This window comes from Prochlorococcus marinus str. MIT 0912, assembly GCF_027359595.1.
GTDB classification, from domain to species: Bacteria; Cyanobacteriota; Cyanobacteriia; order PCC-6307; family Cyanobiaceae; genus Prochlorococcus_B; species Prochlorococcus_B marinus_C.
In genome coordinates this window covers 1-12,266 of the sequence record NZ_CP114783.1, presented here as the reverse complement: position 1 = coordinate 12,266, position 12,266 = coordinate 1, and the positions used below count along the sequence as shown (strand labels likewise).

Genomic DNA, 12,266 nt, shown 5'->3' with positions numbered 1-12,266 from the left:
ACGATAATTCTATTTCAACAAGAAGTCTTACTGCATTAAGGATTGAACCACTCAGGGAGGAGGGTATAACTAGCAGAATTAAAATCATTTTCATGTGCTATTGCTTTCCAACAACAAGATCTACCTTTCTCTCTTGAAAATAATAAATCATTAGCCCATCCCCACACTAATTCAGCAGTTGATTCCATACCAACATTGTTCATAACTCTAAGATCAAGTACTTCTTTAGAGTGAAGCTCTTTCCATGTTTCAAGAAGAGGATCATCAAAATTGACTAGGAAAGTATGATCAAAATGATCTTTCAACTGCTCTTCCAAAGATCTCAGACTTGAGAAATCGACAACGAAGCCATTTTCATCAAGTTTTTTTGAGGCAAAGAAAAAGGTAAAGCTTCGACTGTATCCATGAACATAATGACAGTGTCCTTTATGTTTCCATTGACGGTGAGAACATGGATAGTCTTTAAAATGCTTTGAGCAATTAAATGGAATATCTTTAATCGTCATAAAAAGATGAATAAAAAAGCAATAGAGGATTAAATTTAAATAATTACAGTTAAAAAGCCTAATTGGCTTAATTAAAAATGCTTTTTATAGATAATCTTCATTTTGATCAAAACGGCTTGATCCCAGCCATAGCCCAAGATTGGGTCGATGGCTCAATTTTAATGATGGCATGGATGAATAAAGAATCCATTACAAAAACATTAGAGTCTGGTGAAGTTCACTATTGGAGTCGTTCAAGGAAAGAGCTTTGGCACAAAGGAAAAACGAGCGGACATTTTCAAAAATTGAAAGGAATTAGGACTGATTGCGATTCAGATACAATACTTTTATCAATTGAGCAAATTGGTTCAATCGCATGCCATACAGGAAAAAGAAGTTGTTTCTTTAAAGATTTAGAAACAAATGAAGACGTTCTTTACCCTCCATCTGATGCTTGTAGTGAATTATTCAAAGTCATAGAGAGTCGTAAGAGTAATCCTGAGGAGGGAAGCTATACAAATACTCTTCTTAAGGAAGGCGATAATAAGATCCTAAAAAAGATTGGCGAAGAAACAGCCGAATTTATTATGGCTTGTAAAGATAAAAATCCTATTTCAGTTGCTAATGAGGCTGCAGATCTACTTTTCCATATGCAAGTTTCTTTAGCCCATCAAAACGTTTCTTGGGAAGACGTTCTGAAAGTTTTAGTAAAAAGAAGAGGTGCTCCCAGAAGAAATCAATAACAAATGAACCAACCCTTATATTATTTTCTTGCTTATAAAAGAGTTTCTTTGGTACAAAGACAAAAGATTAAATTAATAAAAAGTCTTGAAAGAGAAAAAAAACAAATCAACCGATTTTCTTAAATCTTTGGTATTTTATCGTTTAATAAAAACAGGAGTGGTACTTAAAGATAATTTTTCGAGACTAAAAAATCTTTCAAGAATTTTATAGATCAAAATTCTACTTTAAATATTTCATTAACATCAGTGGGTTTTGAGATATTTTTATTAAAAAATAATTTATTGAAACGCATTTTTAAGGTGCCAAGTGAAAAATATAAAAAACTTCCTTTGGCTTAATTGACCTAGTGAAGGCATTAAGAATAGATAAAGGATAAATAATAAATTCCGAACACTTTATTACGCCTATTGAAAGTAAACAATTTTTCTCTAGGTTGTTAAAATAAGGAGGAATAAATCGTGAGTTCATTAAGCGACTTTCTTGGAGAAATAGGAAGACACGAATTGCTCACACCAGAGCAAGAGCTCACGATGGGTAGAGAAGTTCAAGCCATGGTTGCACTTAATGAGCGCTGCCAACAAGCTGGAGGTAATGGGCCAGCGTGCAAATATTCAAACGCAGAGAAGAAAACTCTTAAGGCAGGCGAGCGTGCCAAGAATCAAATGATCACTGCAAATTTGAGGCTTGTTGTAAATTTAGCGAAGCGATATCAAGGGAAAGGTCTGGACCTTCTTGATTTGATTCAGGAAGGCACCTTAGGGTTAACAAGAGCTGTTGAGAAATACGATCCAAAAAGGGGGCATCGATTTTCAACTTACGCTTACTGGTGGATTAGGCAAGGATTAAATAGAGCACTGTCAACTCAAAGTAGAACTATAAGAATCCCTGTAAACATAAATGAAAAGCTAACGAAGCTTCGTTCCGCAAAGTCTCGACTAATGCAAGAACTTGGGGTTCATCCTTCAACCAACCAAATAGCCACACAAATGAAAATTCCTTTAGAGGAAGTAGAAGAATTACTTGCATGCGAGCTGAGAAGTATCACAGTAAGTTTGCAAGGTGCAGTAAAGTCCAAAGCAGATCCTTCGGAGCTTGTCGATATTCTTCCAAGTGAGGAAGTTCCTCCTATGGAACTAGCCGAATTAGCCGAGAGAAGTGCCTCAGCTTGGTCGTTATTGGATAAATCAAATCTCACACCCAAAGAGAGAACCATACTAAGTCTTCGATTTGGCCTAGATGGATCTAATGAATGGAGGACGCTAGCGGAAGTAGCCAGACAAATGAATTGCAGCAGGGAATATTGCAGACAAGTAGTTCAACGTGCATTAAGGAAACTAAGGAAGACAGGTATTCAAAGTGGTCTTTTAGAGACTCGTATTTAATTGTGGTTAGTTCAAGAAACTCAAATAAAGAAGTATTTGAAGCAGAAGTACTTGAAAGTTCTGTTGTCGACGAGGGCGTACTAAAAAAGATCCTATTAAAAGCAGGCAGAGCGATTGCACAGCCCGCCTTAGAAGGGTTTGAACTTATCATGGATAATTCAACTCCTCCCCAAGTGAGATTATCCATAATGGGAGCACTTACTTATTTAATTGTTCCTGTTGATTTAATTCCCGACTTTATTCCTGCCTCAGGTTTTAGCGATGATTTTGTCGCCCTAACAGCTGTAATTGGTCTTTGGCAACATCACATTACTCCAGAAATAAAATTCAGAGCCAAATCTAAGCTGGATAAGTGGTTCCCACTATGATCAAACATCTTTGGTCAAAAGATATCGAAGAAAATTTAATACTCCTTATCAAAGATTGGTTGAAGCAGACGGGCAGAACCCAATCAGAACTTTGCCAAAGTCTTAATCTCCCTTCAGCAAGAATGTCAATTTTAATTGAATCTTTAAAAAAAGATTATAACTCTGGTGGAATTCCAAAAATTGCAAATCGACTTTGTGAAGTTGAAGAGTTATGGAGAAAAGGGGGGAGTGGGAAAATGAAGAAGAGTTTTGATATAAATTCTTCTGGACAACTTGATCTTCTTGACGAAATTTGTGAGGACCTTTCAAAAATTAATTTCGACAAATAAGCTTTACAAGACTATGAAAAGAAAATTAATAGTTTTTTTTCTAATCAGTTTTTCTTGCATATTTTTTTATTTAAGTCTGCCGAAAGCGCTAAATGCTTTTGAGGAAGATTTAGGGAAAAATCTTTTCAAAAACAACTGTGCTGGATGTCACACTAATGGCGGGAACATAATTAGAAGATCAAAGAATTTGAAGATGTCATCCTTAAAGCGTAATGGAATTGACAATCCAGAAGCCATAGCGAAGATAGCAAGACAAGGGTTAGGAATAATGAGTGGTTATGAAAATGAACTAGGAGAAAATGGCGATCAAATTGTAGCCAATTGGGTCTGGAAACAATCTCAAAAAGCTTGGATCCATGAGTAAATTTCAAAATCAGTCCATATTCCTTCTCTCCAGTAAACGTCCTCTTTGATAAGACGTCTGATATTTTCAATGTCCTCAGATTTAAATATACCAAACACATATTTATTACATTTCGTCGGTCCTAATGTTATTAATATACCTTTTTCCTTAAGTAATGAGAGCCTTTGAAGATGCTCATCCCTAAAAGGTGTTCTCTTTATTAGAGCATCTTCACAATAAGATCCCCAAAGGACAAATTGATCCATGATTTTAATAGTAAAAGAAGACAATATCACTCAAGATAAAACATAAAAAAGAATTCAAAATTCAGCTTGATCTGTTGATATTTAAAAAAATATTAATTAGTTGCGGCTCTTAGTTCTTTACAAAAAGAACCAGCTTCTTCCACTTTCATTCCGATAGAGGCATTAGCAATTCTTTTAACTAAAGCACTACCAACAATTGCTCCATCAGCGCCCCATTCTCGAACTTGTTGAATATGCTTCACCTCCGAGATCCCAAAACCCACAGCAATTGGGCTAGATGAAGAGTGTTTTAGTTGTTTAACAAGAGAGCCAACATTATCTTTTAGTGACGACCTTTCTCCTGTTACCCCAGTAACACTAACAAGATAAGTAAATCCATTAGATGTCGCGGCAATTTTTTTCATACGATCCTTGGGTGTTGTAGGCGCGACAAGTAAAACCAAATCCATTTCTTTAGATTCAGCTATGTCAGAAAGTTTTTCTGCTTCCTCTAATGGAAGATCCGGTACAACAAGTCCTGAAACACCTACTTTTGAAGCTTGTAAGCAAAATTCTTCCAGACCTTTATTAATAAGTGGATTTGAATAAGTAAATAAAATTATTGGTATTGTCAATTGATCTCTCAATTCAGACAACATTTTGAAAACCCTGTCAGGAGAAGTTCCCGCAGAGAGAGCTCGGGAAGCCGCTAATTGAATAATCGGTCCATCTGCTAAGGGATCACTATATGGAATGCCTAGCTCAATCATGTCAGCACCATTTTTCTGAAGTTCTAACAGAATCTTTGCTGTGGTTTCCAAATCAGGGTCACCTGCCATAAGGAAAGGCATTAATGCAATTCTTTTCTCCTTTTTTATTTTGGAAAAAGACCTACTAATATTTGTACTTTTCAATGTTTTAAGCCTTGGGTATCTATCTTTTTTATCATTTTTATATCCCTAAGAGTAAAAAATTATTGAGATTTCGTAATTAAAACTTAAGTTTGTTCAATACTTTCTTCCTCAACGGTTTTTAGTAATTCAGTTTTTTCTTCTTCTGTCATAGCCTCAAACTTTTCTCTAATTTTTTCATCAGTCAATTTTTCATAAGCCTCTCTGTATCTTTTCCTTTGCTCCATAAAAGTCATATTCCCAGAAAAAACCCTGAATAGGTAAGAGGCGGTCCATGCAAAAATAATTAAAATTAATATTGACTGCGCTGCAATACCAGCTGATATTGATTCAAATCCAAGTAACTGAAACACTTCATATCCCAAGCCGCCTAAAACAAAAACAAGCAAACCTATTTGAAAAACCTGTGCTCTTGTCAAAGTTCAAGACTCCTCTTTTCCATTCATTCTTAAATTAAGAAACGGTGCAAACAAAACCATTCCAGGAAAGAAAAGAAACACAAGTCCATATATAAAAAGGCGTTCTAACTTTCCCATAACATTCCAACGATTATTCATCCAATAAAAAAGAAATAAAGGAACTACCAATAAATACACCCCTCCCAATACCACATAAGCAGATAATGTAATTATCGGATTAACCGCTCCCATTAAGCCAAAAGGGACTAAACACACAATCGAGATAGAAAAGATCATGGGAGTGGGGGGACTTGAACCCCCACGGCCAAAAAGCGGCCAACAGATTTTAAGTCTGGTGCGTCTACCAATTCCGCCACACTCCCCAGTGATAGCAAGGGTTATCACAATGCTAGAGATTCAACTCTAAGCCATTCACATATTAGCGTAAACGTATGTGCTTAAATCAGTACTCTTAAGAATATCTAGAGTTAAATAATTATTGGAAGACTCATTCACCAATCTCACTAACATCCTTTACTACCCAGCCAAGAGTTTCTCCTGAATGAAATGGTTTTACAAAATCATTGGGATCACCATCTAGTCCAACGTCAATCATTTGAGGTACGGAAATATTTTTTTTAACTAATGTTATTCTCTCTGTGTTTAAAGGTAATCCATAAAAAGTTGCTCCATTGATACTTGAAAAAGCTTCAAACCTATCTAGGGCATTTTCTTCTTCGAAAACTTTTAAATAGCTTTCCAAAGCGAAAGGGGCATTAAAGATCCCCGCACATCCACATGAGCTTTCCTTAAATCTACGGGTATGAGGTGCTGAATCAGTTCCGAGGAAAAAGCAAGGTTTACCGCTAGTAGCCGCTTGTCTTAGAGCAATACGATGAATTTCACGTTTGGCTGTGGGTAAGCAATAAAAATCACTCCTTAACCCACCATTGAACATTGCATTTCGATTGATATGTAGATGATGAGGTGTGATTGTAGCGGCTATATCAAACTCACTGTTTTCTACAAAGTCAATTGCATCAATGGTCGTGATATGTTCTAAAACCACTTTAAGTGAAGAAAATCTTCGTAATAATGGTTCAAGGTGACGCTCAATAAAAACAGCTTCTCTATCAAATACATCAACATTGAAATCGGTCACTTCTCCATGAATCAATAATGGCATACCAATTCTTTCCATCGTCTCAAATAAATTGACGACTTTACTTATATCTGTAACCCCATACGAGGAATTAGTTGTCACATTAGCTGGATAGAGCTTTGCTCCATGGAAGACACCTTCTCTAAATCCTCTCTCTAAGACCTCCGCAGGCATATCATCTGTAAGATACGCTGTCATTAATGGGGTAAAAGAAATACCTTCAGGGATAGACTGGATAATTCTTTTTTTATACTCTTGTGCTTGGCTTAAAGTAGTTATTGGCGGATCAAGATTAGGCATGATGATTGCACGACAAAACACATCTGCTGTATGACTTAAAACACCTTTAAGAATCTTTCCATCTCTCAAATGCAGATGCCAATCATCCGGCTTTAATAATGAGATTTGATTAACAGAAGCAATCACAGGATTAAAGCTTTTTCAATGTATATCTTATGCAACCTTGATCTATAAGTCTTCAAGTATCAATAAAGGGCTAAGATATTAAGATAATACCAAATGAAAATAATATAAATTAATTCACTAATTTAGTTTCTCCATAAATTACTCAATATGCCATTAACATTATTGTCATTTTTAGAGCTTATTACTGGGATACTTTTACTTTTTAGCGGTGGGGAGTTCTTTATTCAAGGATCTGTCGCTTTAGCCTTAATCCTTGGGATCCCTCAACTAGTTATTGGTTTAACAATAGTATCTCTCGGTACAAGTGCACCTGAACTATTTGTGAGTGTTAACTCCTCCCTCACTGGATCAGATAGTCTGGCTTTGAGCAACATTGTTGGCAGCAATATTTTCAATGTGATGGTAGTTCTAGGAGGAAGTGCTCTTTTACGACCTTTAAGAGTTGAAAGTCGTCTTGTAAGGAGAGACATTCCTCTTCTTTTAGCAGTCTCAACTGCCGTTTGGGGTATGGCCGCATCAGAGCTGATAACTTGGCAATTTGGAGTAGCTTTGATAGTTGCGCTGATAATAAATACCACTTGGGAAATTCGCACAGCAAGAGAGGAGCCTCAAAAACCCAAGAAGCAGAGCCAGAAATCAATATAGAAAAAGACTCAACAAGTTTATTAAATGCAGGCATGAAATTATTAGGTGGTATTTTCTTGCTAACTCTTGGATCAAGGCTGTTAATAGAAGGCGCATCTACAATTGCAGGATTATTAGGTGTAAGCGAAGCCATAATTGGGTTAACGATAGTGTCGCTGGGCACCTCTTTACCTGAGTTGATTACGTCACTAGTGGCTGCTATTCGTGGTCAAACTGATCTAGCAATAGGCAACGTAATTGGAAGTTGTTTATTAAATCAATTACTAGTTTTAGGTAGCTGTTCTGTATTATCTGGAGGCAGTGGTTTAGTGGTTGAGAATTTACTTATAACTAAGGATATTCCTATCATGGTAATTACTACATTTGCGTGCATGCCAATTTTTTGGACAAAAGGAATAATAAGTAGAGGAGAAGGTGGTGTTTTATTAGGATTATATATGCTTTACATTGCAGACAAAATAATACCTCTAACTCTACCAACTTTACATTCAGCATTCAAAGAATTAGTTTTTATAGCCATATCATTATCAATAGTAATGATTATATATAAGACAATTGCTTACTGGTTAAGGATAAGAAAAAGTTCTAATAACTAATGCCTTTATATAAATCATCTCATTGTCACGAATTCCTCGGCTATTGTAGGATGCAATGCCATTGTATTATCAAAATCAGATTTTTTAGCTCCTAGCATTAGTGAGATTGATGCCATCTGAATAATCTCTGATGCATTGTCACCAATCATATGACATCCCAAAACTTTATTATTATTTTTATCAACTATTAGCTTTAAAATACATTTAGGACCAGTCTTTGGCAATGATTTAGATAAGGGTCTAAATATTGATTTATATACTTCCATATTATCTTTTCCCAACGACTGGATAGCCTTCTCTTCAGTTATGCCAACAGAAGCTATTTCAGGCTGACTAAATACAGCATAAGGAACAAAATCATAGTTAACCTTTTGAGCTGATTTGCCATAATTTCTATCAGCAAACTTTCTACCCTCATCAATTGCTACAGGTGTCAAGTTGATCCTGTCAGTTACATCTCCAATAGCAAAGATATTAGAAATATTTGTTTTACTTTCACTATCAACTTTAATTTTATTTTCAAGAGTTTCTATACCCGCTTGTTCTAACTTCAACCCCTCTAAAAATGGCTTTCTACCAGTAGCGAAAAGCAATCCATTCGAGTCAAACTCTTTACCTGTATTTGTTTTTATAATTAAAGCTCCAGGAGTTCCTTTTAGTGAAGAAATATTCTCACCAAAGTTTATGTTAACTCCTTTATTTTTCATTGCCTCGGTTAGTGCTGAAGAAAGTTCAAAGTCAAATCCTCTTAAAATCTGATCACCTCTAACTAATTGAGTAACCTCAACACCTAAACCGTGCAATATGCATGCAAATTCGCAAGCAATATAGCCTGCACCAACAATTGTAATTTTTTTCGGAAAGCTTTTGAGAAGAAACATATCATCACTTGTCCAACCTAAAGAGGCACCCTCGATATTTGGTTTTTGAGGTCTGCCTCCCACTGCAATCAAAATTCTTTCTCCATCAAGTTCATTTAAAGTCTCTCCATTTATTCGATTTTTAATTGCGATACAATTTGAATTTTTAAACTCACCCCAACCTTTAAAAAGCTCAACATTAGCCTTATTTAAAAAATTCTCGTGTAATTCATTCAGCCTTTGCACTTCCTTTCGAACATTAGCTAATAAAGTCTCTGACTTGATCTTTAAACTATTAAAATCAAAACCATAAGATGGTGCAGACAAAAAGCTCTCTAGGAGAGAAGAGCCACAAACTAATAATTTTTTAGGAACACAACCTCTTATTACACACGTCCCTCCGACAAGATCGCCCTCGACGATCGCTACAGATGCTCCATAACTGGCTGCTTTCTTTGCAGCAGCTAATCCACCGGATCCTGCACCAATGACAATCAAATCAAAAGATCTTTTCAATTTTGCAACCTAGTATTATTTCTCTATTCTCGTTGAAATAAATGAATCCAACCAGAAATGCAATGAGTTGGGAAGAATTAGCAATATATGCAGCCGAACCCATTGATCAAATCAATGGGTTCAACAACCCATATTCCTCACTTCGTCTTTTTAATAAAGATGAGTCCGAAGCAATTGTTACTCTTTACAGAGACAATCATGCTTGGTGTCCTTATTGCCAAAAAGTTTGGATTTGGTTAGAGCTTAAAAAAATTCCTTACCGGATTAAAAAAGTAACCATGCGTTGCTACGGAGAAAAGGAAAGATGGTATTTAAAAAAAGTGCCCTCAGGAATGCTCCCCGCAATAGAAATTGAAAATCATGTATTCACAGAAAGTGATGAGATCCTATTTGTGTTAGAAGAAATTTATGGGCCTCTAGGTCAATCGCTTAACGAGAAGAAAGTCTTAGAGAATAGAAGACTTGAAAGAGAATTATTCTCATCTTGGTGTAATTGGTTGTGTCGCAACTCTCTTTTTCAAGCCCAAGAAGTACAAAAGAAAGAGAATTTCAAAAATATTGCAAAAAAATTTGAAAAAGAACTACAAAAAAATGCTTCAGGATGGCTAACACCAATCTCAACAGTAAATGGTGAAACGCCTGGATCAGCAGATGTTATTTTTATTCCATACGTTGAAAGAATGAATGCCTCATTGGCGTACTACAAAGGGTATTCATTAAGAGAAGAACACCCTTTTATAAATACATGGCTTGAAAATCTTGAAAAACTTGAGGAATATAGAGGAACTCAAGGAGATTTTCACACTCATGCTCATGATTTACCTCCTCAAATGGGAGGTTGCTTTACTTATTCCAATGCGAAACAACAATTATATAGCCACGAAATTGATATTGGTTCTGGACTAGGACATTTAGAACTAGTAGATTTCAAAATTCATCAAAAGTCAGAACAACAATTTGAGGCATTAGCTTTAGAAAGAGTTATAAAACACAAAGAAAAAATCATTGCTGTTAACCCAATGAAAGATAAATTATTCGATCAGCCATTGAGAGCAGCCTTAACTTCAATGATTTCAAAAAAAGATTGCACTCCAGAGAAAAATAGTGCCTCTGCATTACGTTACCTCCGAGATAGAATTTCAGTCCCAAGAGATATGCCTTTATTATCGGGAAGATTGTTGAGACAAGCTCTTGAACGCACAGCAAATATTGATGGTAGTGATCTAGGTCCAGAAATACCTACAAGAAATAGACTTGATCAAAACCCTACTCAGTTTTTGTATAAATAAATTCCCTCTAACTATAAAATCTTAAATTCAACGACGTTTTCGTGAATCAATCTGAAGAAGATCCTTTACTTTTTGAACTTGACTTGCTAATTGAGGCTCACTTGATAATTTCTTTTCTACTTGTTCAATGGCATACATGACTGTTGTATGATCTTTCCCACCAAAAGACTCTCCAATACGCGGAAGACTTAAATCTGTTCCATGACGCATGAGATACATACCTACCTGTCTTGCCTGACTAACAGGCCTACGTCTACTTGGACTACGCATCTCCTCCTCAGTGACTCCGAAAACCTCAGCCACTTTCTCAAGTACTTGTTTAGGCTTAACTTCTACTCCTTGTCCAGTAGGGTCAAGCATAGGTGCTACTGATTCCACTGTCATTGGCAACCCAGTTATCGAGGCAAATGCAACAGCACGAGTAAAAGCCCCCTCGAGTTCTCTTATATTAGAAGTGAATCGTCCAGCGATAAACTGAATCAAATCTCTTGGTAAACGCATTCTTTCATGCTCAGCTTTTTTTTGTAATATTGCCATTCTCGTCTCCAAGTCTGGCGCCTGAATATCTGCGATTAGTCCCATTGAGAATCTTGAAATCAATCGCTCTTGCAAACGAGGTATTTGACTTGGAGGCCTATCACTTGTAAGAACAATTTGTCTACCAGCCTCGTGCAGAGCATTAAAAGTATGAAAGAATTCTTCCTGAGTATATTCCTTACCCTCTATAAATTGAATATCGTCAACCAATATCAAATCCGCTTCTCTATATCGATTTCTAAAAGCTTGCATTCCATCTTTTCTAATTGCAACTATTAAATCATTGGTAAAAGTCTCCGTAGAAACGTATGCAACCTTTGCTTGTGGATCGATTTCCAATCGGTAATGACCAATTGATTGCATTAGATGGGTCTTGCCTAAGCCAACTCCTCCACAAATAAATAATGGATTAAATTCTCGACCCGGGGCCTCCGCTACTGCCATTGCTGCAGCATGAGCCATTCGACTATTGGGACCGACGACAAATCTATTAAAAACATATCGAAGATTCAAACCCGGTAAAAATTTCTTGATTGGGGCTTGCTTCGAATTAACGTCTGAATTCTCACGTGAATTAATTGAATTATTCTCTACATTAGAAAAAGTCTTTTTTTTATCGTTTTTATTTGATGCAAATCCTTCTTTAACTTTTATGTAAACTTTAACTTCATGACCATATATCTCTGTTGCAATCTCTTCAATTGTATGTGAATAATTTTTCCTTAACCAATCACTTGAGAAGCTATTTGGAGCAAGCAAAGTCAAGCAGCCATCTTTGAACTCAGAGAATTCGGCTGGACGTATCCATGTTTCGTATGAAGGCTTACTTAAATTCTTTTGCAGTAATTGCTGCACCTTCGTCCATAGCTCATTCCGAGTTGGCACATGCATTACCTAATGGAATATGAGTGTAGCCAAAAACTATAATCAATCATTATTAAATTTGGGAATCCAGTTGTAAAATCTGAATTGAATTATCAAAAGATCAACTATCGCAATGGATTAGGAAGAGAAAGGCAATTATATATAC

Annotated in this window: 14 protein-coding genes, 1 tRNA gene and 1 pseudogene; 7 read left to right on the top strand and 9 right to left on the bottom strand. The window is 36.1% G+C overall.

Annotation, left to right across the window (positions count from 1 at the left end):
* Positions 1-35 precede the first annotated feature (35 nt).
* Positions 36-506 (bottom strand): 6-carboxytetrahydropterin synthase, encoded by a 471-nt coding sequence (locus O5640_RS00080; protein ID WP_269612504.1) that lies wholly within the window; start codon positions 504-506, stop codon positions 36-38.
* Between the two features lie 77 nt (positions 507-583).
* On the opposite strand from O5640_RS00080, the gene hisIE reads away from it, so the two are divergent.
* The 5 genes from hisIE to O5640_RS00055 all read left to right on the top strand — a co-directional run bounded on the left by hisIE (position 584) and on the right by O5640_RS00055 (position 3,672).
* The gene (gene hisIE / locus O5640_RS00075; RefSeq protein WP_269612503.1) at positions 584-1,228 is read left to right on the top strand and encodes a bifunctional phosphoribosyl-AMP cyclohydrolase/phosphoribosyl-ATP diphosphatase HisIE; all 645 of its coding nucleotides are present in this window, start codon (positions 584-586) and stop codon (positions 1,226-1,228) included.
* A gap of 459 nt (positions 1,229-1,687) precedes the next feature.
* A complete protein-coding gene (locus O5640_RS00070) occupies positions 1,688-2,611 on the top strand; it encodes a sigma-70 family RNA polymerase sigma factor (protein ID WP_269612502.1) in 924 nt (307 codons plus the stop codon).
* Positions 2,612-2,613: 2 nt separating this feature from the next.
* Positions 2,614-2,979 (top strand): YkvA family protein, encoded by a 366-nt coding sequence (locus O5640_RS00065; RefSeq protein ID WP_269612501.1) that lies wholly within the window; start codon positions 2,614-2,616, stop codon positions 2,977-2,979.
* The gene (locus O5640_RS00060; protein ID WP_269612500.1) at positions 2,976-3,308 is read left to right on the top strand and encodes a hypothetical protein; all 333 of its coding nucleotides are present in this window, start codon (positions 2,976-2,978) and stop codon (positions 3,306-3,308) included. The genes O5640_RS00065 and O5640_RS00060 overlap by 4 nt, the downstream gene beginning before the upstream one ends.
* A 13-nt stretch (positions 3,309-3,321) precedes the next feature.
* The gene (locus O5640_RS00055) at positions 3,322-3,672 is read left to right on the top strand and encodes a c-type cytochrome (protein WP_269612499.1); all 351 of its coding nucleotides are present in this window, start codon (positions 3,322-3,324) and stop codon (positions 3,670-3,672) included.
* On the opposite strand, the gene O5640_RS00050 is transcribed toward O5640_RS00055, so the two are convergent.
* The 6 genes from O5640_RS00050 to pyrC form a co-directional block, all read right to left on the bottom strand.
* On the bottom strand, positions 3,648-3,917 hold the full coding sequence (locus tag O5640_RS00050) for a YciI family protein (protein ID WP_269613854.1): 270 nt from the start codon (positions 3,915-3,917) through the stop codon (positions 3,648-3,650). The two genes, O5640_RS00055 and O5640_RS00050, sit on opposite strands and share 25 nt — an antisense overlap.
* Before the next feature lie 92 nt (positions 3,918-4,009).
* Positions 4,010-4,810, bottom strand: coding sequence for a tryptophan synthase subunit alpha (gene trpA / locus O5640_RS00045; protein WP_269612498.1), 801 nt, complete (start codon positions 4,808-4,810; stop codon positions 4,010-4,012).
* An 83-nt stretch (positions 4,811-4,893) separates the two neighbouring features.
* Positions 4,894-5,226, bottom strand: coding sequence for a DUF3007 family protein (locus tag O5640_RS00040; protein ID WP_269612497.1), 333 nt, complete (start codon positions 5,224-5,226; stop codon positions 4,894-4,896).
* Between the two features lie 3 nt (positions 5,227-5,229).
* Positions 5,230-5,457, bottom strand: a complete 228-nt coding sequence (gene ndhL / locus O5640_RS00035) for an NAD(P)H-quinone oxidoreductase subunit L (protein ID WP_269612496.1) — start codon at positions 5,455-5,457, stop codon at positions 5,230-5,232.
* A 44-nt stretch (positions 5,458-5,501) separates the two neighbouring features.
* Positions 5,502-5,588, bottom strand: a tRNA-Leu gene (locus O5640_RS00030).
* 125 nt (positions 5,589-5,713) lie between these two features.
* The gene (gene pyrC / locus O5640_RS00025; RefSeq protein ID WP_269612495.1) at positions 5,714-6,793 is read right to left on the bottom strand and encodes a dihydroorotase; all 1,080 of its coding nucleotides are present in this window, start codon (positions 6,791-6,793) and stop codon (positions 5,714-5,716) included.
* Between the two features lie 147 nt (positions 6,794-6,940).
* On the opposite strand from pyrC, the pseudogene O5640_RS00020 reads away from it, so the two are divergent.
* Positions 6,941-8,034, top strand: a pseudogene (locus O5640_RS00020) (calcium/sodium antiporter).
* 14 nt (positions 8,035-8,048) lie between these two features.
* On the opposite strand, the gene gorA reads toward O5640_RS00020, so the two are convergent.
* Positions 8,049-9,410, bottom strand: coding sequence for a glutathione-disulfide reductase (gorA, locus tag O5640_RS00015; RefSeq protein ID WP_269612494.1), 1,362 nt, complete (start codon positions 9,408-9,410; stop codon positions 8,049-8,051).
* 41 nt (positions 9,411-9,451) lie between these two features.
* Between gorA and O5640_RS00010 the strand changes: the two genes are divergently transcribed.
* On the top strand, positions 9,452-10,699 hold the full coding sequence (locus tag O5640_RS00010; protein WP_269612493.1) for a glutathione S-transferase family protein: 1,248 nt from the start codon (positions 9,452-9,454) through the stop codon (positions 10,697-10,699).
* Between the two features lie 27 nt (positions 10,700-10,726).
* On the opposite strand, the gene dnaA is transcribed toward O5640_RS00010, so the two are convergent.
* On the bottom strand, positions 10,727-12,127 hold the full coding sequence (gene dnaA, locus O5640_RS00005) for a chromosomal replication initiator protein DnaA (RefSeq protein WP_269612492.1): 1,401 nt from the start codon (positions 12,125-12,127) through the stop codon (positions 10,727-10,729).
* Positions 12,128-12,266: the final 139 nt, after the last annotated feature.